The sequence below is a fragment of the Sporosarcina sp. genome (assembly GCF_029257255.1).
Lineage (GTDB): Bacteria > Bacillota > Bacilli > Bacillales_A > Planococcaceae > Sporosarcina.
Window position 1 is genome coordinate 1 of sequence record NZ_JARICI010000081.1, and the last position, 21,365, is coordinate 21,365.

Here is a 21,365-nt window from a genome sequence, read left to right on the forward strand (position 1 = left end):
GTGGGTTACGTCCTTTACGTGCAGCACGTTCGCGCACTTCAAAGTTTCCGAAACCAATCAATTGAACTTTATCACCGTTAGCAAGAGTTGATTGAATTGTATCGAATACAGCTTCAACAGCTTTAGTAGCGTCTTTTTTAGTTAGACCTGCCGCTTCTGCCACAGAGTTAATTAATTCTGTTTTATTCACACCGTTCACCTCCTCTCAAAGGGGGATGCTATTGCTATTAACACTGTAAAAAGAGTAACATAACAAAAACCGCGGTGCAACAATATTCTCGCGCTTTCTGCTTATAATCAGCTTTTCTGCACTTTTCATCCTAAAACCAAAGAAAAAAGACCCGTTTTAGACCGGATCTTTCACTTTTACAAGTATTAGACGATAAATGTGATCATTCCTTTATTGCCGTCATTCACCATCTGTTCGATCGTTTCTCTCAGACGTTTTCTGGCTTTATCTGGAACTGCAGCGGTCTTAAACCGGATGCTCTCTTTCATTACTTCATGCAATGGTGTTCCAAAAAGCTGTGTTTCCCATAATGCATCCCGGTCATGTAAGTAGGCATTTTTTAATTCTTTCAGCAAGTGATGACTGTGGAATTCTGAACCGATTAACGGAGAAAACTCTGCTTCCATATCAATCCGTATAATATGCAATGAAGGTGCTTTCGCTTTCATCCGCACGCCGAAGAAATTATCTTGCTTAATAAGTTCAGGCGGAGTCGGTTGGAAATCTGCAATCGTCGGCAACGCAACACCATATCCAGTTTGTTTAGCAGTGTCGATGGCCTCTGCGTACATATCATAGGATTTCTTCGCCTTGACCGCTTCCTTAATGAATACCAGCCAGTCTTTCTTGGAACGCATTTCTGTGCCCATAAACTCTTCACAAACGGCAATAAAAGCCCGTTCATCCATATCGATATTGACAATAGCCTTACCTTTACCTGCATCAACTTCCACAACATCTGCCTGGCGTACAAACTCCTCTTCTTGAAGCAATTCCGCAATCTCTTGCACTTTCCTGATCTTTGACACACCAAGGAATCCATCATTAATTACATGATCAATCCGTGCATTTAATTTATGTTCATCACCAAGCTCTTCCATCCAGTCTGGACGTTGCAGCTCAATATCCGTGATTGGAAACTCATACAGTGCTTCTTTAAGGATCAACTGGATCTCTTGAGCGTTCAGCTGATCTGCGCTGATGGCAATTACAGGCACGCCGTACTTCTCATGCAGCTGTTGTTTAAGATCCAGTGCACGCTCATGTGCAGGCATCTTAGAATTCAAGACAATAACGAATGGTTTGCCGATTTCCTGCAGCTTTGCAACAATTTCCTGTTCCGCCACTTCTGCAGCTGCTCTAGGAATATTGTTCACTGTGCCGTCCGTTGTCAATAAAATTCCAATCGTCGAATGATCTCTGATGACTTTGTCAGTACCAATTCGTGCAGCTTCTTCAAAAGGAATCGGTTCATTATGCCAAGGTGTATGGACATATTTTGGACCTTCTTCATCTTCATAGCCTTTCACACCGTCAATTACATAGCCTACACAGTCTGCCAGACGAACCTGGAATGCGAGCTCGCCGTCCCCAATTGATACACTAGTACCTTGAGCAGGAACAAACTTTGGCTCCGCTGTCATGATCACAGGTCCTGGTGAACTCTGTGGCAATTCATCCTGTGCACGTATCCGATCATTTGCGTCAGTCATGTTTGGGATCACGACTTCTTCCATGACGCGTTTGACAAAAGTGGATTTCCCCACACGTACCGGGCCGACCACTCCTATATAAATATCACCGTCTGTTCTTCTGGCTAGGTTTTCATATAATTCTTCTTTCATCTTTCGCCCTCCTTTTTCTCCGCATAGTAGTTTATGAAACACAAAAACGTTTCATGCATAAAGCACGAAACGTTTAGAGAAATTCTATTTATCTTTTCATAAATACCGGCTCATTGTCTTCGTTCACTGTGTATGGCAATGAGTACGCAGGAAGGACCAAAGAGTTGTCAGCAAGCAGATAGCGAATGTCATCGCCCTGTTTCACTTCTGGTTTTTGTTCCATCAATATCTTATTCAAATCAATAGAATAGTCAACATAGAAGTTCCCATCTCCCGCCACTACAATCGGCAGATGAGCGTTAGAGTACGGACTTTCGACTGTCAGCGGCTCCTGGAAGCCCATTTTCTTAAAATCAACTTCATAGACATATTCTCCGACTGGATCAAGGAAAGGCAAATCGCCATTGATAAATTTACGCAAATTCAAATCGCGAAGTTTCTCAGCAATTCGCAAATCTACCAATTTCACGGTAGGATTCTCCTCAACATCTGTCAGTACATACTGAAAGATTCCACCATTTTCAAATGCATTGGAAGGAATCTTTTCAGTGAAATCAGGAACAATTTTTGAGAATTCAATTGGATATTTAATATATTGATCCGTTTCCATATCGCGTGTTTTGATTGGCAGTAGTCCGCCAGACTGCTCCTGATAGCGATCGATTGCTTTCTGGATGGTTTCTACTTGATCCGGGTAAGGCGTCTCGCTGGCCTGCTTCTCATCAGGAGGACGAGACAAGCAGCCCGACAGCACCAGGCTGATGCAAAGCATTACCGATAACGCAATGATTCGTTTATTCATGGTTTACGCTCCTCCTGTCGGCCCATTGAACACTAAATAGACCATCGCAAAGAATGAGGAAATTAATAATACATAGGCTACAATCGCAAATACGAGTTTAACTATTCGGTTTTTCATTTTATAACGGCTTGCATAGATCAAACCCATTGAAATCACCATAAACCCCATCGCATAAAAAGATAGCCACATTTTATCTAACGAGGACAAAACTGTCACCCTCCTACTATTTAAATACCACCGAAGAACATATCAATTTCTTGTTTCTTACCGCGGCTCATCAATTGATCTACTGCTTGTTTAGGCGGAATCTCTCCAAATAAAATGGAATAAAGAGCGGAAGTCAGCGGCATAGTCGTATTAAAGTGCTCCGCTAGCTGAAAGGCAGCTTTCGTCGTGCGCACCCCTTCAATGACCATTCCCATTTCATTTGTCACTTTATCTAAAGACTGCCCTTTTCCAAGAAGATTCCCTGCTTTCCAGTTTCGCGAATGAACACTTGTACAGGTAACGACCAAGTCGCCCAGTCCCGTCAAGCCTGAAAATGTCTGCTGATCGGCTCCCATGCGGACACCGAGTCTTGTAATCTCAGCCAGACCTCTGGTTATAAGCGCTGCTTTCGCATTATCCCCGTAACCGAGGCCGTCTGAAATACCGGCAGCCAGCGCGATGACATTTTTCAATGCACCCCCGAGCTCCACTCCAATCACATCAGCATTCGTATAGACGCGGAATGAATTATTCATAAATGCATCCTGTACCCGTTCAGCCGCTTCCATATCTGATGACGCTGCAGCCACTGTTGTCGGATGGCGAAGCACCACTTCTTCTGCGTGACTGGGACCGGATAAGACAACAACTGCAGAACGCATAGATTCATCTATTTCTTCTTCAATAATCTCAGAAATACGTTTTAATGAATCTGGTTCAATTCCTTTTGAAACATGAACAAATAAAGCAGGCTTCTTTATTTCTGCCTGAATCTTTTTGCACGTTTCACGCATGGCGATCGTTGGTACAGCAAGCACGATGATGTCAGAATGATGAACCGTTGCAGCCAAATCACTGGTGGAAACAAGGTTTTCCGGCAACTGAATATCCGGTAAATATTGGTCATTCGTATGCTGCGTATTTATTTCATTGGATTGCTCTTCACGCCTTGTCCAAATCAAGCTGTCATGACCGTTTTCAGCCAGCACAAATGCCAGCGCCGTTCCCCAGCTTCCTGCTCCGACGATAGAGATTTTCTCCATTGGCTCAACCCTTTCTGCTTTTGAATTTAGCTTCTTGCTCTTGTGATCAAGCGAATCGGCGTTCCTTCAAAACCGAACGCTTCACGCAGTCTGTTCTGTAGAAAGCGTTCATAAGAGAAGTGCATAAGTGTCGGTTCATTAACAAAGATAACAAACGTCGGTGGCTTAACCGCAACCTGCGTCGCATAATATATACGCAGACGCTTACCTTTATCAGACGGTGCCGGGTTTCTGGCAACTGCATCTTCAATGACTTCATTCAGAACACTGGACTGAATACGCAACGCATGGTTTTCACTGATCATTTGGATCTGGGAGAACAATGTGTGCACGCGCTGCTTAGTTTTAGCGGATACAAAGACGATCGGCGCATAATCCAAGAATAAGAAATTGTGGCGAATGTCATCGATAAATTTATTCATCGTTTTATCGTCTTTTTCTAACGTGTCCCATTTATTAACTACGAACATAACACCTTTACCTGCTTCTTCAGCATAACCAGCAACACGCTTATCCTGCTCGCGAATGCCTTCTTCCGCATTTAGCACGATTAGCACTACATCGGAGCGGTCAATGGCCTTCAAAGCACGCAGTACACTGTATTTCTCCATGTTCTCGTAAACCTTGCCCTTTTTACGCATTCCGGCAGTGTCAATGATTTTATAAAGCTGCCCATCCACTTCTTTTGTTGAGTCAATTGCATCTGTTGTTGTACCCGCAATATTACTGACGATTACACGGTCTTCTCCTAGCAGCGCATTAACCAATGACGATTTACCGACGTTTGGACGGCCAATCAGAGAGAAACGGATTGTATCTTCCTCTTCTTCTTCCAGATCCATTTCTTTGAAGCTTTCTGCTACTGCATCCAATAAATCTCCAAGACCTAATCCATGGGAACCGGAAATAGGATATGGTTCACCAAATCCAAGTGAATAGAAATCATAAATCATTTCTCTCATTTCTGGATTATCGACTTTATTGACTGCCAATACAATCGGCTTTTTAGTCTTGTACAGCATTCTGGCTACCTGCTCATCTGAGTCGGTTACGCCGTCTCTGCCGTTTGTCAAAAAGATAATGACATCCGCTTCTTCGATAGCAATTTCTGCTTGCATGCGGATTTGTTCAATCAGCGGTTCATTGCTAATATCGATGCCGCCTGTGTCGATCAGATTGAATTCATAGTTCAGCCAGTCTGCTGCACTGTATATACGGTCGCGCGTTACGCCCGACACGTCTTCTACGATGGAGATCCGTTCGCCGACGATCCGGTTGAATATAGTGGATTTACCGACGTTCGGTCTTCCTACGATTGCTACTGTTGGTTTTTTCATTTTAGTTCATTACACCCTTCCGACCTATCTTTGAATATTATACACAAAAAGAATGATGATGCATATGAAAGCATCATCATTCCGGTTTTGCCGATAGTATAAGTTGTCGTTTGTTGATCACAAGTTAAAAAATCACAACTGCCTACTTACTCTTTAAACTTCTTCAGCTGATCGCCGATGACGTCTCCGAATGAGAAGCCTGATGTTTCTTCGGGCATTTCGTAGCTGAAGTTTTCTTCGCCTGGTGCGTCTTCTTTTTCAAGAAGGTCTTTGATGCTTAAAGAAATACGTTTTTCTTCAGGGTTGACGTCGAGTACTTTTACTTGTACTGTCTGTCCTTCTTCGAGTACTTCATCCGGTGTGCCGATGTGTGCGTGGGCGATCCTTGATATGTGTACAAGTCCCTCCACTCCCGGGAAAATTTCGACGAATGCACCATATGCCACAAGACGTTTCACTGTCCCTTCTAAGACAGAACCGATCGACGCTTTGTCTTCAATACTTTCCCATGGTCCAGGCAATGTATCTTTAATGGATAGCGATACTCGCTCTGCGTCGCGGTCAACAGAAAGCACTTTGACCTTTATTTTATCGCCTTCTTTTAATACATCGGAAACATTATCGATGTGGCCGTGGGAAATTTGTGAAATATGAACAAGTCCGTCCACTCCCCCAATATCCACGAATGCTCCAAATGAAGCAATTCGCTGCACAGTACCATCTAACACATCGCCGTCCTGAATTTCAGAAAGCACTTCTTCTTTTTTCTTATTATTATGCTCTTGTACGACCGCACGGTGTGAAAGAATCAAACGGTTCTTTTCCTTATCCATTTCCACGATTTTAAATGTCATCGTACGGCCTTTATAGTCGTCGAAAGACTCAACGAAATGATCTTCCACTAAAGAAGCTGGAATAAATCCGCGGACACCCAGGTCTACAACCAAGCCGCCTTTTACTACGTCTTTTACTTCAGTCTCAATGATTTCACCGTTATCAAACTTCTCTTTCAGTGAATCCCACGCATTTTCCGCGTCAACCTGGCGCTTAGATAATACATATGCATCATCTTCCACTTTTGTGATTGCTAACTGCAATTCATCACCGACCGCGACTGCATCTGCTGCTTTTTCAATATGCAAGCTGGAAAGTTCGCTGATCGGGATCACGCCGTCAAATGGTGCACCTGCAATTTCAACTGTTACAGATTTTTCTTCTACCTTTGTTACTACACCTGTTACATGCTCGCCTTCACGGAATTCTTTAACTTCATCCATATTCATCTCTTCAGTCATATGTAGTCCTCCTCCATAATGAATCTTATCTCTATAGTATTCGAAACTACAGGCAAAAACAAAAAATTACACTTATTCTTTTAATTCCTTTTTAGCTTAATGTTACTGCTTTCACATTTTCTTCGGCTGTAACCGACTCTTAAAATAAGTACGTCTCAGCCTGATTGCGTCTGATTCAGCAAACATTGTAATTTGCTCTAAAAAGAAAAACACCTAGTATTCATCCTGTCACTTCTAAAAGCGTTAGGCTTACGCTGAATGCATACAAATCATTTATATTGTTCTATCAGCTTGGCAATCTCAGACATAATTGCTTCCGTCACTTCTTCAGCTGATGCTTTCCTTTCGCGGAAAGAGGTCATGTCAAGCGGCTCACCGTAAACGACCTTTAATTTTGAAAATGCTTTATAAGGTCCGATGATCGCACAAGGAACTACTTTCGCTTCTCCTCCTTTTAAGGCAAAGAACCCAGCACCTGCCAATCCTTTTCCAAGCTCTCCAGTCTTACTCCGTGTGCCTTCTGGGAATAGACCAACCACTTTTCCATCACGTAATAGTTTGATTGTTGTACGGAAAGCTTCCCGATCACTCATTCCCCTTTTCACAGGGTAGGACTGCACTTTCGGTAACAAGGTTTTCAGGATGGGCTTTTGAAACAACTCTTCTTTTGCCATGAAATGAACGGTTCTTGGACAAGTAATCCCGACAACAGGCGGATCCAGATTATCAATGTGGTTTGTGCAAAGTAGCACGCCGCCTTCTTCCGGGAAATTCTCTTTGCCAATCACTTTTATTCGATAGAGAGGGTAACAGATTGTGCTAATTAAAAACTTACCTAGAGGATATAGATTCATCTTGCCAACCTCTTTTCAGCATATTCCACAATCATATTCGTTACCTCTTCTATTGTTTTCCCTGTTGTATCAATTATAATCGCATCTTTTGCTTTTTTTAGCGGAGAAATTTTTCTTTCGCTGTCCGCCTTGTCTCTTTCGGTAATTTCTCGCTTCAACGTTTCATAATCGCTTTTCATTCCGCGCAGCTGTTCTTCCAATAAACGTCTTTGCGCACGCTCTTCAACAGAAGCAGTCATAAAAATCTTCAGCTCTGCATCCGGAAGCACAGTTGTCCCAATATCACGCCCGTCCATAACGACTGAACGATCTTTTGCAAGATTTTGCTGTTTTTCCATTAGCAGCTGACGAACAGATGGAAGCGCTGCAATCGCAGACACTTGGGAAGTCACTTCATGTGAACGAATAGCTTCTGATACGTCTGCACCGTCCAATAAAACTTTCTGGGCTTCATTTCCCTGTTCTAGTTCAATCTCAGACCGTCCAATCAATTTGGCCACTTCTTCTTCTTCATGAGGATCCACTGAACTTTGAATCACTTTATAAGTGATTGCCCGGTACATCGCACCTGTATCGATATATGTGTAACCTAATTTTTTTGCTACTAATTTGGCAATCGTGCTTTTCCCTGCGGCTGCAGGTCCATCGATTGCAATTCTCATCGCACGCGTCATGCTTACCCCTCCATTTTCGCTATTATTGTACCATATGCAAAAAGGAAAAGTCTTTTGAAGATAGACTTTTCCTTAGGAATTGCGCAACTGCAACTGTCGTTCAAAGCAGTAGCGTATTATAAGCTGACGATCTTTTTCATCAATTTCTTCAAACTTCAATGAAGTCAGGCGACGGCTGTCCTGTTCCCAGTTACGTATAACTTTTGCTTTACAGGAAATATATTTAATCTCTGTTTTAGAAAAATGAAGAACAATCATCAGATCCAATTCTTCTTGCGGATTAAAAAACTCATGGTTTTTCATATTGACCGCTAAACCGCCTGCGCTTAAATCAGATGAAACAAGTTGGAGCGATTCTGTATCCACCTGCACGGACACGTCCAATGAAGTGTCTACACGAACAAATTCCCTTCGCTGAATCTTGATCAATTCTTTATCACCCGGATAGTTAACTTTCAACATCGGGATGGTCTTATTCATTCTGCTATGGACTTCAGTCCGAAAAGCGTAAGACATTTTGAATTCATCCACAAACGTGATGACCAACTGTGTACCATCAATAAAAAATGCTGTTTTGCCGGTTTCCAAGCTAATTGGATAATCCATCATGAAATGGTCACCATCTATATCAACAACACGACATTTAAACTTTTCCGATTCCTCTGTGTAGTCTTTTTCAAGAGTCAACACAGTACCGATAGTCAGCTTCATTTCTCCACCTGCCAATAGTTACTATTTAATCCTATTATCTCATGTGGAGAGGACTTTTCCAATCTATTTCTTATTGTTTTTCCGTTTTAATCACTTCTAATGTGTCCGTATCAATCACAATTTTGTATGTCTCTGGATTTTCTTCGTTCGAAACTACCGTTAAGTAATGGGCCAAACGTTGTTGCAACTGCTTATTTTCTACATATGCCAGCTCTTCTTCCATTACTTTGACTCCAGGACGGAAAAACTCCTGCCAATTTACCGGTTTGATCGGTTGAGGTTTTAACTGCTCTTCCTGAATATACTCTGAGGTATTTACTCCTAACACTTCACCCGTATCTTTTGCCATTTTTATATGAATGGGATCTGAAAACACTTTTGCCTTGTTCACCGGATCTTTCCTAATGAAAACAAAATGCCAGGCCGTATCATTTTCTCTAGCTTCCTCAAACACAACGTCTCGGTACTCTGCCTTATGCAGAAAATCTGCCGCCAGTTTCTTCAATTCTTCATAATCCTTTGTTGGTTCGCCCATTCGCCTTTCAATTAGGTAGGACAGAATATGACCGCCCTTTTGCGTGATATCGATATAGCCTATCGAAGAATTTTCAGCAAATCGGATATGGTAAAACGGGTAGGGTGATCCCTTCCTGCTTTTTTCCGCTGCAATAATATCGTTAGAAACGGCTGGAAGCAGCTTCTTAAATAATTGAATCGCTTCTTCTTCAGAAATCTTAGCATCTTTAATATTTTGCAGTTCCTTTTTCTTTTGCGCGTCCGTTTCACTGGCCGTTAAAGGAAATACTGCTTCCCCGTATTGCTTAATTGACTGACCCAGCTGCTGCCATTCGTCTGTATCTTCTTTTGCTGCCCCTAACTTCTGTTCCCAGCTCTGCATGTCCATCCTTCCAGACAGAAGATTCGTTGTGGCCGACTGCCATTGAGCAGACAATTCATTCAAGTTATCCGAAGCACGCTGAATGACCGCATAATATTCATCAGGATCTCCTTCTTCCGTTGACTCTTTCGCAAAGTTTCCTAATCTGCCCAAATAGTTCATCCAGGCGGTTGAAAAGCTTTCATTTACCGGAAGAGAACCGATTGAATCTTTAATATCTGAAGATAGTCGCCAAATATCTTCTCTTTCCTTAGATGTACTTTGCTTGTCTTCAAAGAGCATCGATTTCTTAACCGCTTCTTCCAGTTCACCAAGTTTCTCCGAAGCATCCGATATATTTTTAGAGTATTGCGTGTTCAATGCAATCGACAACTGTTCATTTTCCTGTGCTTCTCCAAAAGCATAAACTCCTAATACGATAAATGAGTAGGTTAAAATAAATATCATTCTTTTCATTTCGAGCATTCGCCCTCCTTTCTATTAATTACAGAAGATATGCAGTCCTATTTTTTTAATTTGAGGACGTGACCAGATCCATTTGCTTGTTGCAGTAATCGGATTGAAATAATAAATAGCGTTTTCGGAAGGATCCCAACCGTTTATTGCATCAATTACCGCTTCTTTTGCGCGTTCGTTAGGTGTCAGCCAAATCTGACCATCTGCCACGGCAGTAAATGCACCTGGCTGAAATACCACTCCGCCGATCGTATCCGGGAAATCCGGATGCTCCACACGGTTCAAAACTACAGCTGCGACGGCTACTTGCCCTTCATAAGGTTCACCGCGTGATTCACCATAGACAGCATTTGCCAATAAATTAATATCTTGATTGGAATACTTTGCAGGAGCCTGCATTTGCTTCTTCGGTTTACTTCCTGATTTGACTTGAGAAGCTAAAGGCTGACCGCCATAGTAGGTAAATTGATTGCCTTTCGCAATTTGGCCTTTCACATACTTTTCATCATAATCTGAAACTCCCTGAAGCTTCTTTTTCGCACCTTTCCCTGCAATTCCATCAACAGGCAGACCGTATTTCTCTTGGAAGTTCCGCAATGCCCAGTAAGTTCCGTAACCGAAATTGCCATCAATCTCCCCATTGTAAAATCCAATATATTGAAGTCTTGCCTGCAACTCAATAACATCATCACCTTTTGCACCTTTTGCTAAATCACGTCCACTGAATGCCGATGTCTGATTCACGAAAAATGAATAAACCATAACACTCGCAATCACTAGAAAAAGGAAGCGTGTAGCCGCTCGTTTCATGTAACATCCTCCTCTAATTTAATATGCTTTTTTTCTAGTTTGTCCAAACTATTATTTTTTATGAAAGAAATTTAAAAAACCCGCCACTTTGGACGGGTTTTCATCATGTTTCTTTAGTTTTTTTTCTGAATTGCTGCATCGCAAAAGTGTGCGCGTACTTAACGCGGGTTAAACCAAACCACCAGAGAAATAGCATGAATGGAATCATTAAGTACAGCCAATAATCGTATAAGAATAAAATTGCATTATAAAGTGCGTGCAAAGTAAAAGGCGCTAAGAAAGCAATCCAGATCCATCTGCCTCTTTCACCCCGTGCAGAAAATTTAGCTTTACCGAAATAATAGCCCATAACGACTCCAAACAGCGCATGACTCGATACCGGCAACAAAGCTCGAATGAATGCTGTATCTAATCCAAATGAAAGCAAATATAATATATTTTCTACGGTGGCGAAACCTAGTGATACACTGGCTCCGTATAAAATTCCATCATACGCATCTTCAAATTCAACCGTTTTATAAACGAGTGTAAAGATCACAATCCACTTAAAGAATTCTTCTAAACTGCTGGTAAATAAAGCATTACGTAAAAATTCATTATGAAAAACATGCTCTTCTTCAAAGACATGTTGGATAAACAAAATTGGGAATGTCATGATTGCACCGTAAATAAACGCGTTAAACAGTGTGCGTGAAGGCTCTTTTGCAATTTGCTTACGCAAGTACAGATAACTAAAAAGTGCCAGCCCTGGAGCAATCGCAACAGTGAGTAAAATGAACATAGGCGCCTCCTCATGACGCTAGTGTATCATATTTTCTATGCAGAAAACTCTTACAAATCGGAAAAGCCGGCAGACAATTTTCCGTCTGCCGGCTAATACTTCATTTCTTCTGATTAATCGCTTGTGCAATCATGCCGCCGTGAAGACGGCCATTTTCGATAAATATTTCATTAGCCTCATTACCCGCTGCAATGACACCTGCAATAAAGAGGTTTTCCATATTCGTTTCCATCGTCTGATCATTGAAAATAGGACGTCCTGATTCCTCGTCCACTTGAATTCCAATTTTACGGAGAAAAGCATGATCAGGGTGATAACCGATCATGGCAAAAACATAATCACTCGCCAAATCAAAAGTTTCCCCTTGCTGATTGACTGTGACGACGTCTTCCGTTATCTCGGTCACACATGTATCAAAATACATTTGAATTTGACCATTGCGTACCAAACTGTCGAAACCTGGCAAAATCCACGGTTTGATGCTGGCAGAATAACTTTCTTTTCGGTAAACTACCGATACGTGCGCACCTGCGCGTTGAAGTTCCAGTGCTGCATCTATTGCTGAGTTTTTACCGCCGATCACCGTCACTTTTTTATTGAAATAAGGATGCGCTTCTTTAAAGTAATGGTATACGTTTGGCAGTTCTTCGCCTTTAACGTTCAAACTGTTCGGCTGATCATAATAACCCGTGGCCACCACAACATATTTTGCTTCATAGACAGCTTTATCCGTCTGAATAATATAATAGTCCCCTTGTCTTTGTACATCTTCCGCACGTTCATGGCTGTTAATCTGCAAATTCTCTATTTGAGCAACTGTCCGGTAATATACAAGCGCATCATTACGTTTCGGCTTATCAATCGCCGTAATGAAAGGGATATCTCCAATGGAGAGTTTGCTGCTGGAACTGAAGAAAGTTTGGTGCGTCGGGTAGTTATAAAGGGAATGAACGATATTTCCTTTTTCAATGACTACTGCTGATAGCCCAATCTTTTGCACTTCGATTGCCGCCGAAAGACCGCATGGCCCTCCGCCGATAATTAATACGTCCACAGAATTCATGAATTTTACACTCCTCAATACTTTCTGACTAATAACGAATTTCCACTATATGACATTCTGGTTTTGCACCGAATCTCAATGGCACCATAGTCGTGCCGAAACCATTACTGATTAATTTAGCTCCGTTAGCTGTTTTATCATAACGGCCAAGATCCTGCAATCCCCACTTGCCCAATCGGATCTGTCCGCCGTGAGTATGTCCGGCAAGCATCAGTTCAGGTTTTAAGGTATCTTCTACTTTTCGAAATAATGAAGGATTATGAACTGCCAAGACTAGATGTTCATAGCCGACCGCTGATTCGATTGCTTTCTCAGCATTCACCGTACCGTTTGACGGGTCTTCCATTCCGCAAATCCCCCATGATGAATGACCCGGGATTGAGGCACTGCTGTCAACAAGCGTCACTCCCTGCACTTCTTTGATAATTTGTAACAATTGCTCCGTACCAATTTCTTGGTCGTTATTCCCGAAAATGTAATAAAGCGGACCAATTGACGCAAGCTGTCGCAAATTGTATTCCACTCTTTCCAGCGGCACACCTTTTTCCGCCACATCACCGCCCACGATCACCGCATCGATTCCCGCCATACGTAATGTCTGAATGAGTCTTTTTGGAATCCGACGTCTGTGGATATCAGAAATAAAAAAGATCGACAATTGTTTAGAGGCATCTTCTTTTATGGTAAGAGTGTGCTTCATCAACCGATTCCGATGCGCTAAAGTATACATATATGCCAACAAGCCTGCACCTGATAAAAACGTGGTAAATAACGCTTTTCGTAGACCTTTCATTACACAACTCCCATAGAAAAAAGCAAAGCTTGAACTTTGCTTTTAGTGATAGTAAAAAAACATTATAATCGTATCAAGTTTCCAACAAAAAACATAAAATGATGCTCAGCATCTTAAGGAAGAACTAATGTCTGTCCTACGCTGATTTCACTTGAAGATAATCCATTGGCCTGTTGAATCTTTTGCACATGAGAACCGTCACCATAGTAATTAACTGAAATACGATACAGTGTTTCATTGGATTTAACAACATGAGATCTGGCACCTTGTACCGGCTTTTGTACCGGCTTCTCAACTGGCTTCTCAACTGGTTTTTCAACTGGTTTTGGTGCCGGTTTCTCAACCGGCTTTTGTGCAGGTTGCTTTTGAATCGGCTCTTTTTCAGGCTGATCCGCCGGCTTTTCAGCAGGTTTCTTCTGCTGTTCTACAGGCTTTTCAGGATTGACGACGATTGCAGACTTTTTTGTGTCATCTGCTTTGGGTTCGTCTTCTTTCGATGCTGTATTACCTTCTGTACTATCATTTTTACTGATTGATACTTTGGCTTTTTCTACCGGTACTTGATTTGGCACGGACGGTGAATAAAGATCGGATAAAACATATATTAAAATTACGATTGGAATTAATGTGAACACAGTCAAAATGATATTGATCAGTTTTGTACGGTTCTTCTTCTCCTTCTTTTTCGACTGATGAATTTCAGTCCGGGAAGGAATTTCTTTAGACTCATCTTCTACTATAATCTCTTTGCGCTGCTGCTCAAAGTCTTCTTCATATTGATCTTTTTTCATATGCAACTTCTCCTTCACACCTCATAATCCCCTTTATTATTATGGGATGTAATTCATTTCTCAAAACTAACAAGAAACAGACACGATTCGAATGTATACTTACTACCATTATGCCGAATTTTGTCGGAAAAGTAAATAAGGACAGTAGGTTTAACCAAGTAATTGATGAAGTCGTTCTTTCCAGTTTAATTCGCTTGAATGATTCTCTTCAATTTTTGTTTTCATAAGCCAGCTGTCATCAGGTACTGCGCATTGTGAACAGCAATCATCCGTTGATACAACAGGCTTTTCACCAAAATAGCTGAGCAGTTGCTTACGCAGACAGCCTTCACTTTTTACGTACTTCTGCATTTCTCTAATCTGTCTTTCTTTCACTTCAATGATATTTTGCATCTGCTGAATGACATGACGTTCATCAAATTGTTCGAAATAGTAGTCCAGCAGACGTGCAGCCACTTCACTCAGTCCCGCCTGTTCAGCAGCAGTCTTTACCGATTCACCAGTCTGGAGCAGTGTATGATAATAGCGAATTTGCTGTTCGTCCGGCAAATCTTCATAGATAATGAACTTCAATTTTTCTATATCCCGTTCACTGTACAACAATATAGCAGCCGCTTTCTTTCCGTCCCTGCCTGCTCTCCCGACCTCTTGAATATAGGCTGAAGGTGTAGCGGGCAGATGTTCATGGATAATTTGCCGAATATCATTTTTATGAATGCCCATTCCAAATGCATTCGTTGCACAAATCCATTCCAGCTCTCCCTGGACAAATTGCTCTTGGATGATCGACCGTTCATCCTGTTCCTTGCCACCATGGTAACTGGCCGTCCGAATACCATTCTCTCGTATAATTGCAGCCAATTCATCCGCCCTCTTCCTTGAGGCGACATAAATAATACCAGGACCCCTGGTCGTAGCAAGTCTATCAACGATCCAATCTGTTTTCGCCAATTGATTTTCCAAGTGCAACACACGATATGAAATAGCTGGTCGATCTATCGGCTGCCGTTCAATATGAGGATTGCGCAAATTCAAATAGGAAGCAATATCTGAAATCACTTGATCATTGGCGGTGGCCGTCAATGCTAGAATAGGCGCTCGATGTTCAGTGGAAAATAAATCTTTCATGCGTAAATAATCGGGACGGAAATCGAATCCCCATTCTGAAATGCAGTGTGCTTCATCGATGACATAAAAAGCAATTTCCAGCTGCTCGATTAGTTGCTGCACATGTGGCTGCATCAGCATTTCAGGCGATAGAAAGATGAACTTGTAGCTGTGCAATGTACTGAGCGCCAAATCCTTTTCTTGTCTGGACAAGAAAGAATTAATTGCTACCACGCGTTTCTCTTTGGTTTTTCGCAAGTTTGCCACTTGATCTTCCATCAGCGCAACAAGGGGTGACACAATAATGACTGCGCCTTTCATTAAATAGGCCGGCAGCTGATAGCACAGGGACTTTCCCATTCCTGTCGGAAAAATTGCAGCCGTATCCCTGCCTCCTAAGATATGACGAATCACATCCTCCTGTCCGGGTCGGAACGATGAATAGCCGAATTTTTCATGAAGTACTTGCTGTAGATTCACTTGCTCTCCACCCGCCTTCCATGCATAATGATCAGCCTCAGCTCAAAATACGATAACTCGGGAGACTGTTCCTTTAATAGACGCAAGCGCTTTGTCTGCAGCTTGTCTATCTGACGCCAAACCTTCTCAATTTGCTCTTCTGAAATAAACTGCCGAAAAGGAAAATACTGGTTGTTTGCTGCCATTTCAATAATATGATCTTCAATCGTGCTCAGTTTCAACTGACGAAGCGAAGCAATCTGATGAATTGAAAAGCCTTGCTGGAATAGTTTCCTTGTACGCTCTGCGGACTGAGTCAGATAGATCTCCACCTTACAACCGGCCGAAAGACTTGTAAGCAACGGCAAATCTTCAGACTGACCAATGAAATCGAGTACTATATGAAGGCTTTCCAAAAAGTACAATTGAATGGTTTCGACAGGAAGCGCCAGTCCATCCGCCAATTGATCCCATGTACATGCTGTCTTCCGATGGCCGGTTAATCGGTACATCAGAATCGTACACTGGACGTCGCTTAGTGCTGCTTCATTCAGCATTGATTCCATTTCCTGAAGTAACAAAGTTGCCAGCTGATTCGTCTCACGCTGACTGCGAATAAATTCTTTTACGAACTGCTGGATATGTATTTCTTTTTGAATCGGTGTAAACATCGTTTCACCTGATTGAAGCTGCGAAATTGTTTGAACCGTAAGTGCAAGCCGCTTGATGAATTCTCTCTCTTTGCCCCGATATTCCCAACCATTGAAACGCCATTTTTCATTCGGCAGCTGATTGTGTCCTTTGTTTGTCACAAATACAAGCTGGTCTTCAGTCTGTATCAGTCCATCTTTCAGCATCGTTGTGATATACTGCTGGAAATCTGCCGCCGAAAGAGCAGGAAACAGTGCATAAAACGGTTTCAGCTGATAGTTTTCTATGTCTTGCAGTGTCTGACCTGACCGCTTGCCGCGCAGGATATGATAAACACCTGAAGCCGAACGTTCACCGTGAAGCCGCTGGAACATCGTTAATAAGATTGAAACAAATTTCAATTGCTCCCCCTCCATAAGAAATAAAGTTTTATTGTTGAAAAGTCGTGAAAACAGCTTTAGAATAGAGTAGATACAAAATAGGTTGAGTGAATGGAAGAAGGGAGAAAGACAATGTCTGAAAAAAAATATACAATTGTCGATCAGGATACGTGTATAGCCTGCGGGGCATGCGGGGCTGCTGCACCGGATATCTATGATTATGACGATGAAGGAATCGCGTTTGTTATTTTAGATGATAACACGGGAAACACTGAAGTTCCAGAAGAACTGATGGAGGATCTCGAAGATGCGTTCGATGGCTGTCCTACTGATTCAATTAAAATAGCGGATGCCCCTTTTGAAGGCGATCCCTTAAAATATGAAGATTAATTCATGATCAACAACACTTCCGAAGTATTGGATGTGTTGTTTTTTTGTTTGACTTTATAAGTTGAATGTGAAAACCTGGATTCTAGAAGCTATCTAGTACCGTTGATTTCCGTTCCAGGCGGACGCGTGTCTTGCAGACCGGCGATGAGCCAAGCGAACATCGAAGGGTTCGCTTGGCCATATTTTCATCTAAAATATAAGCCTCAACTCTCATTCCTTATCGTCCGCCAATTGAACTGTTAAGGTGTGTGCTACAAGCCCAACTTTGATTCTGTCCGGGTCTTCAAAATATACTGCAAAATAGTCATTTCCTCCAGCAAACGGATGTTGTTTTGAATTCCTTTGCTATTTAATTTTTCAGTAATGTCATTGACGTGTTGGCGTGAGTCCTTTAATTAAAAATTCTGCTATTGACAAGACTAAATCTGGAAGTACCATCATCTAAACTACAGCTTTTACACAAAAAAACAGCAGCTCCATATGTCGAAATGAAGGCTGCTGTTTATTTCTTATGCGAGTAGTTTTTTCTGTTGCTGGAGAATCCACTTCTCCATACTTCTATATAGCATTAACGAAATTGCCAGTAATATAACACCTTTGATTAGGTTAAATGGCAAGATCCCTAGAATAATCATTTGATATAGCGCGTTGCCTGTTACAGCCGGCATGCCCAGGAAATATGTGTACATTGGCAGGAATACCAGGTAATTCAATAAACTCATACCTACTGCCATAGCGGTTGTACCTGCAATTAATCCTGCAGCTAATCCTTTTGCCGAACGGTACTTCATGAAGATCCAGTAGATCGGCATGATGAACAATACGCCTGTCATAAAGTTTGCGATTTCACCTACCGGCACGCCTGTCGGACTTCCGGATAAGAACCAGTGCATCACGTTCTTTAATATTTCTACACCAATCCCTGCAACCGGCCCCATCGTCATGATCGCCATGACAGCTGGAATTTCACTGAAATCAATTTTCAAGAATCCGGGCATTGCAGGTAACGGGAAGTTAAACTGCATTAATACAGTTGAGATACTGCCCAATATTGCAATCAAGATCAATTTGTGTAATTTCTTGCTATTCATTTGTTCCTCTCTCCTTTTGCGATTCACTTCAAAAGAGGAAAGGCTCGCACATCTGCTGCTTCGCTAAAAAATCCCTAAAGCAAATTTGCTTTAGGGAGAATTAAATGCACTGTTAATAACAGATGAAATCCGAAGATTTATCCACGTTTAAACAAGCATCACTTTTGCGTACACAAAAAGATGGCTGCACCTTCACCTTCTCCCATCCAGACTATACTGTCGGCTCCGGAATCTCACCAGAATCAGCTGTTAAGCTCGCGGGCTAAAAATAGAAAACTATTTCATTTCCGCCGGTCGGGAATCACACCCTGCCCCGAAGATGAATCAATATTAAATTATATTTCTATTGTATCTAAAAAAAACTGTTTTGTAAACCACTCCGGCCTACAAAACAGAATTATTGGAGAATAAGAAATTTGGGATTTGCTCCAACCGGCTTTGGCAATGGCTTGGTGAAATCAAAATCAATCCATTGTTCCTGCACTAATTGTTCAAATTCCACTTGCTGATCAAAACTTGCTGCGGTTAATAAAATTCCTTCAATCATCTGCATCGCGTCTTCTATTTCTAAACCTTCCAAATCAGTTGGCTTAGCAAATCTCACAAGCACTGTTTTCTTGTCTTCTGTAACTGTGAAATCTATTCCCTGAGGTATAACACTGGAATATAGATCATTCGGATTTTCTTTCATAGCTTTCAAAGCCTGCTTTGCTGTATCAAAGGACTTACCAAAATTTGATGACAGCAACTCTTCGCCATTTTCCTGTGTGAATCGGTAATAGGCCTGCTGCTTTTGTGCGCTCGTCAGCTTTACAGGTTTACCCGCTTTACCCACCTGATCAAAAGTTACAGGTGAATCATCTTTTTTCAGAAATTGCACTTCATCAAATCCGTAAAATGTGTCCTGTACTGACAGATTCAACATTTCTAACGCTGCACTGCCGATATCGTATGAATGATCGTCAGACAACTTCATAAGGATTTGATTCCCATTAGATGAGACATCTGCGTTATAAGGATGATAAGATGTAAAGCCAAGCGATTCTTCATCAATTTCTCCCGCGTACTGGTTGTACAATGCAACTGCGTCAGGCTTTTCAGTGTGCAAGTCTGCTTCAGCCTGCTCTTTCGGGATCAGAAAGGTTACAGGTACAATTGTTGCCTGATTAGTGGCAAGCCCGATGTGAAATGCCTGATGATCGATGACATCATTAGGATATACCGCATAATGCGGTGTCTCCGGTGCACCTCTTGAAAATGTTGCGGCTTGGTCTGCCATGTTACTTTCTGCAGACTCACTTTGTGCTCGCTGCGCGCTGTTGTCCAGAGCAGCATCATCCATCTTACTGCTTTCATTCGTCGCTTTATCCATCGATACTTGACTCGACTGTTTTAGAAAAGTCGGAACCAGAATACTGAGCAATAAAACTGCTGCCACTGCTGCGAGAACAGGCAGCCATTTCGGCTTCTTCTGCTTCTTTTCCAGCTGAAACTCTTCACGTAATCTAGGATCATTTTTCAGTTGTTGCAAAATCTCTTCTTTAGAGCGGTGATCTGAAACCTTAGGCATATTGCGTAATGTCGTTTTCATCTTGTCTTCATTCCACTGATCATTACTCATCTAATCGCCCCTTTCCCACCGAACGAGCTACCACTTTCTCTTTCAGCACTTTCACTGCACGGTGCTGGGTAGTTTTCACTTTCGCTTCAGTCCACCCGAGCACTTCAGCTGTCTCTGCTATACTGAGATCTTGAAAAAAACGCATCAAGATGACCATTTTCTGATCACCAGTGCATTGATATAGCTCTTCCAAAACTATTTGTGTTTCTTCATCCAGTTCTACCAGCTGTTCTGGCAGCTGTTCTGTCGATTCAAGCTGCTGCGTTTCCCAATCAAAATGAAAATTCGTATGCTTTTTTACGATTGCTTGCTTGCGGAAGTAATCAATCGACACATTTTTCGCAATGGCAAACAACCAAGTCTTTTCAGAGCTCTTGCCTTCAAAACTTTCATACGATTTCAGCACACGCACATACACTTCATGCATCAGATCTTCTGCGATATCTCGATTGCGTGTCAAATAGGTTAAAAAATTAAACACATCGTGATGATAGTCTTCATATAATCGCAGAAAAATGGAATCATCCATTCAATCCCCTCGCTCTATAGAGTAGTCGTTTAATTCGAGGAAAAGTTTCAGTTCTTTGGCAATGGAAGCGAACAAATGAATATAGTTCCCTTAACATCTCCTCGTATCGCCAAAATTGTACCGCGGTGTGCTTCCATAATATTCTTTGCAATGGCCAAACCTAAACCTGTTCCACCTTTACCCCGCGTCCTCGCTTTATCCGCTTTATAAAAACGTTCAAATACAAATGGCAGATCTTTCTCAGGAATGCCCACTCCAGTATCGGATACAGTCATATCGACCATTCCGTTTGTCCGGTAGACATTAAGTGTCACAGCACCTCCGTCAGGGGTATGCCGGATCGCATTATCGATCAGATTGGTAAACACTTGCTCCAGTCGATCTTCATCTGCTAAAACAGTCAAATCGAATGATTCTTCTGTGTCCAGCGTCAAATTCACTTGCGCATCTTTTGCAACTTGCGAGAATTTTGTCACCATTCGGTTCAGAAATTCAACAATTTGCACTGGTTGTTCCTGCAACTGTATGTAACCTGATTCCATTCTGGCCAAATTCAATAAATCAGTCACTAAACGGCTCATCCGTTTTGATTCATCATGTATGATCTGGACCATTTCCATGCGATCTTCTTCACTACTGACAACATCATCAATAATTGCTTCGCTGTAACCTTGCAGCATGGAAATAGGCGTCCGAAGTTCATGAGAGACGTTCTCAATGAAGTCTGAGCGCAATTTATCCAGCTTATGCTGTTCTGTCATGTCACGG

23 protein-coding genes, 1 pseudogene and 1 riboswitch are annotated in these 21,365 nt (G+C 41.9%); of the genes and pseudogenes, 1 reads left to right on the top strand and 23 read right to left on the bottom strand.

Going from position 1 to position 21,365, the window contains the following annotated elements:
• The 18 genes from Q1J64_RS15230 to Q1J64_RS15315 all read right to left on the bottom strand — a co-directional run.
• Window positions 1-190 (bottom strand): HU family DNA-binding protein (locus Q1J64_RS15230; RefSeq protein WP_301109961.1); only part of this gene is annotated, 190 nt, incomplete at its 3' end.
• Window positions 191-375: 185 nt separating this feature from the next.
• Complete coding sequence (gene spoIVA, locus Q1J64_RS15235; RefSeq protein WP_301109962.1) at window positions 376-1,854, bottom strand: stage IV sporulation protein A; 1,479 nt, start codon at window positions 1,852-1,854, stop codon at window positions 376-378.
• Between the two features lie 88 nt (window positions 1,855-1,942).
• Window positions 1,943-2,656 (bottom strand): YphF family lipoprotein, encoded by a 714-nt coding sequence (locus Q1J64_RS15240; RefSeq protein ID WP_301109963.1) that lies wholly within the window; start codon window positions 2,654-2,656, stop codon window positions 1,943-1,945.
• Window positions 2,657-2,659: 3 nt separating this feature from the next.
• Window positions 2,660-2,863, bottom strand: coding sequence for a DUF2768 domain-containing protein (locus Q1J64_RS15245; protein WP_301109964.1), 204 nt, complete (start codon window positions 2,861-2,863; stop codon window positions 2,660-2,662).
• 20 nt (window positions 2,864-2,883) lie between these two features.
• The gene (locus Q1J64_RS15250; protein ID WP_301109965.1) at window positions 2,884-3,906 is read right to left on the bottom strand and encodes an NAD(P)H-dependent glycerol-3-phosphate dehydrogenase; all 1,023 of its coding nucleotides are present in this window, start codon (window positions 3,904-3,906) and stop codon (window positions 2,884-2,886) included.
• Window positions 3,907-3,932: 26 nt separating this feature from the next.
• The gene (gene der / locus Q1J64_RS15255; RefSeq protein WP_301109966.1) at window positions 3,933-5,243 is read right to left on the bottom strand and encodes a ribosome biogenesis GTPase Der; all 1,311 of its coding nucleotides are present in this window, start codon (window positions 5,241-5,243) and stop codon (window positions 3,933-3,935) included.
• Window positions 5,244-5,389: 146 nt separating this feature from the next.
• Complete coding sequence (gene rpsA, locus Q1J64_RS15260) at window positions 5,390-6,538, bottom strand: 30S ribosomal protein S1 (RefSeq protein WP_301109967.1); 1,149 nt, start codon at window positions 6,536-6,538, stop codon at window positions 5,390-5,392.
• Window positions 6,539-6,807: 269 nt separating this feature from the next.
• Window positions 6,808-7,392, bottom strand: a complete 585-nt coding sequence (locus Q1J64_RS15265) for a lysophospholipid acyltransferase family protein (protein ID WP_301109968.1) — start codon at window positions 7,390-7,392, stop codon at window positions 6,808-6,810.
• A complete protein-coding gene (cmk, locus tag Q1J64_RS15270) occupies window positions 7,389-8,066 on the bottom strand; it encodes a (d)CMP kinase (protein ID WP_301109969.1) in 678 nt (225 codons plus the stop codon). The genes Q1J64_RS15265 and cmk overlap by 4 nt, the downstream gene beginning before the upstream one ends.
• Window positions 8,067-8,138: 72 nt before the next feature.
• The gene (locus Q1J64_RS15275; protein WP_301109970.1) at window positions 8,139-8,777 is read right to left on the bottom strand and encodes a flagellar brake protein; all 639 of its coding nucleotides are present in this window, start codon (window positions 8,775-8,777) and stop codon (window positions 8,139-8,141) included.
• Window positions 8,778-8,847: 70 nt separating this feature from the next.
• Window positions 8,848-10,131 carry a PepSY1/2 domain-containing protein gene (locus Q1J64_RS15280; protein WP_301109971.1) on the bottom strand — a complete coding sequence of 428 codons (1,284 nt, stop codon included), beginning with the start codon at window positions 10,129-10,131 and terminating at the stop codon, window positions 8,848-8,850.
• A gap of 24 nt (window positions 10,132-10,155) precedes the next feature.
• Window positions 10,156-10,941: a spore cortex-lytic enzyme gene (sleB, locus tag Q1J64_RS15285; protein WP_483315948.1), complete on the bottom strand. Its 786-nt coding sequence runs from the start codon at window positions 10,939-10,941 to the stop codon at window positions 10,156-10,158.
• 103 nt (window positions 10,942-11,044) lie between these two features.
• Window positions 11,045-11,722, bottom strand: a complete 678-nt coding sequence (gene prsW, locus Q1J64_RS15290) for a glutamic-type intramembrane protease PrsW (protein ID WP_301109972.1) — start codon at window positions 11,720-11,722, stop codon at window positions 11,045-11,047.
• Between the two features lie 100 nt (window positions 11,723-11,822).
• A complete protein-coding gene (locus Q1J64_RS15295; RefSeq protein ID WP_301109973.1) occupies window positions 11,823-12,785 on the bottom strand; it encodes a YpdA family putative bacillithiol disulfide reductase in 963 nt (320 codons plus the stop codon).
• A 28-nt stretch (window positions 12,786-12,813) separates the two neighbouring features.
• Window positions 12,814-13,578, bottom strand: a complete 765-nt coding sequence (locus tag Q1J64_RS15300) for a metallophosphoesterase (RefSeq protein ID WP_301109974.1) — start codon at window positions 13,576-13,578, stop codon at window positions 12,814-12,816.
• 113 nt (window positions 13,579-13,691) lie between these two features.
• Window positions 13,692-14,369 carry a LysM peptidoglycan-binding domain-containing protein gene (locus Q1J64_RS15305; RefSeq protein WP_301109975.1) on the bottom strand — a complete coding sequence of 226 codons (678 nt, stop codon included), beginning with the start codon at window positions 14,367-14,369 and terminating at the stop codon, window positions 13,692-13,694.
• A gap of 150 nt (window positions 14,370-14,519) precedes the next feature.
• Window positions 14,520-15,956 (bottom strand): RecQ family ATP-dependent DNA helicase, encoded by a 1,437-nt coding sequence (locus Q1J64_RS15310; RefSeq protein WP_301109976.1) that lies wholly within the window; start codon window positions 15,954-15,956, stop codon window positions 14,520-14,522.
• Window positions 15,953-16,987 carry a YpbB family protein gene (locus tag Q1J64_RS15315; RefSeq protein ID WP_301109977.1) on the bottom strand — a complete coding sequence of 345 codons (1,035 nt, stop codon included), beginning with the start codon at window positions 16,985-16,987 and terminating at the stop codon, window positions 15,953-15,955. Before Q1J64_RS15315 ends, Q1J64_RS15310 begins: the two co-directional genes overlap by 4 nt.
• 111 nt (window positions 16,988-17,098) lie before the next feature.
• Between Q1J64_RS15315 and Q1J64_RS15320 the strand changes: the two genes are divergently transcribed.
• Window positions 17,099-17,356 carry a ferredoxin gene (locus Q1J64_RS15320; RefSeq protein WP_301109978.1) on the top strand — a complete coding sequence of 86 codons (258 nt, stop codon included), beginning with the start codon at window positions 17,099-17,101 and terminating at the stop codon, window positions 17,354-17,356.
• A 210-nt stretch (window positions 17,357-17,566) separates the two neighbouring features.
• Here the strand turns inward: Q1J64_RS15320 and Q1J64_RS16805 are convergent.
• The 5 genes and pseudogenes from Q1J64_RS16805 to Q1J64_RS15340 all read right to left on the bottom strand — a co-directional run.
• Window positions 17,567-17,742, bottom strand: a pseudogene (locus tag Q1J64_RS16805) (VOC family protein); the annotation flags it as partial.
• Window positions 17,743-17,865: 123 nt separating this feature from the next.
• Entirely contained in the window at window positions 17,866-18,447 is a 582-nt protein-coding gene (locus tag Q1J64_RS15325) for an ECF transporter S component (protein ID WP_301109979.1), read from the bottom strand.
• A gap of 190 nt (window positions 18,448-18,637) precedes the next feature.
• Window positions 18,638-18,772: riboswitch (FMN riboswitch) on the bottom strand.
• A gap of 72 nt (window positions 18,773-18,844) precedes the next feature.
• On the bottom strand, window positions 18,845-20,068 hold the full coding sequence (locus tag Q1J64_RS15330) for a GerMN domain-containing protein (RefSeq protein ID WP_301109980.1): 1,224 nt from the start codon (window positions 20,066-20,068) through the stop codon (window positions 18,845-18,847).
• The gene (locus Q1J64_RS15335) at window positions 20,061-20,597 is read right to left on the bottom strand and encodes a sigma-70 family RNA polymerase sigma factor (protein WP_301109981.1); all 537 of its coding nucleotides are present in this window, start codon (window positions 20,595-20,597) and stop codon (window positions 20,061-20,063) included. Before Q1J64_RS15335 ends, Q1J64_RS15330 begins: the two co-directional genes overlap by 8 nt.
• Before the next feature lie 47 nt (window positions 20,598-20,644).
• Window positions 20,645-21,365, bottom strand: a 721-nt coding sequence (locus Q1J64_RS15340; protein WP_301109982.1) for a sensor histidine kinase, incomplete at its 5' end; no start/stop codon positions are given.

Bases quoted from the DNA above. Each gene is read 5' to 3' on its own strand.
- spoIVA (WP_301109962.1), bottom strand. From the start codon at position 1,854: ATGAAAGAAGAATTATATGAAAACCTAGCCAGAAGAACAGACGGTGAT.
- Q1J64_RS15240 (WP_301109963.1), bottom strand. From the start codon at position 2,656: ATGAATAAACGAATCATTGCGTTATCGGTAATGCTTTGCATCAGCCTG.
- Q1J64_RS15250 (WP_301109965.1), bottom strand. From the start codon at position 3,906: ATGGAGAAAATCTCTATCGTCGGAGCAGGAAGCTGGGGAACGGCGCTG.
- der (WP_301109966.1), bottom strand. From the start codon at position 5,243: ATGAAAAAACCAACAGTAGCAATCGTAGGAAGACCGAACGTCGGTAAA.
- rpsA (WP_301109967.1), bottom strand. From the start codon at position 6,538: ATGACTGAAGAGATGAATATGGATGAAGTTAAAGAATTCCGTGAAGGC.
- Q1J64_RS15265 (WP_301109968.1), bottom strand. From the start codon at position 7,392: ATGAATCTATATCCTCTAGGTAAGTTTTTAATTAGCACAATCTGTTAC.
- cmk (WP_301109969.1), bottom strand. From the start codon at position 8,066: ATGACGCGTGCGATGAGAATTGCAATCGATGGACCTGCAGCCGCAGGG.
- Q1J64_RS15275 (WP_301109970.1), bottom strand. From the start codon at position 8,777: ATGAAGCTGACTATCGGTACTGTGTTGACTCTTGAAAAAGACTACACA.
- Q1J64_RS15280 (WP_301109971.1), bottom strand. From the start codon at position 10,131: ATGAAAAGAATGATATTTATTTTAACCTACTCATTTATCGTATTAGGA.
- sleB (WP_483315948.1), bottom strand. From the start codon at position 10,941: ATGAAACGAGCGGCTACACGCTTCCTTTTTCTAGTGATTGCGAGTGTT.
- prsW (WP_301109972.1), bottom strand. From the start codon at position 11,722: ATGTTCATTTTACTCACTGTTGCGATTGCTCCAGGGCTGGCACTTTTT.
- Q1J64_RS15295 (WP_301109973.1), bottom strand. From the start codon at position 12,785: ATGAATTCTGTGGACGTATTAATTATCGGCGGAGGGCCATGCGGTCTT.
- Q1J64_RS15300 (WP_301109974.1), bottom strand. From the start codon at position 13,578: ATGAAAGGTCTACGAAAAGCGTTATTTACCACGTTTTTATCAGGTGCA.
- Q1J64_RS15305 (WP_301109975.1), bottom strand. From the start codon at position 14,369: ATGAAAAAAGATCAATATGAAGAAGACTTTGAGCAGCAGCGCAAAGAG.
- Q1J64_RS15320 (WP_301109978.1), top strand. From the start codon at position 17,099: ATGTCTGAAAAAAAATATACAATTGTCGATCAGGATACGTGTATAGCC.
- Q1J64_RS15325 (WP_301109979.1), bottom strand. From the start codon at position 18,447: ATGAATAGCAAGAAATTACACAAATTGATCTTGATTGCAATATTGGGC.
- Q1J64_RS15330 (WP_301109980.1), bottom strand. From the start codon at position 20,068: ATGAGTAATGATCAGTGGAATGAAGACAAGATGAAAACGACATTACGC.
- Q1J64_RS15335 (WP_301109981.1), bottom strand. From the start codon at position 20,597: ATGGATGATTCCATTTTTCTGCGATTATATGAAGACTATCATCACGAT.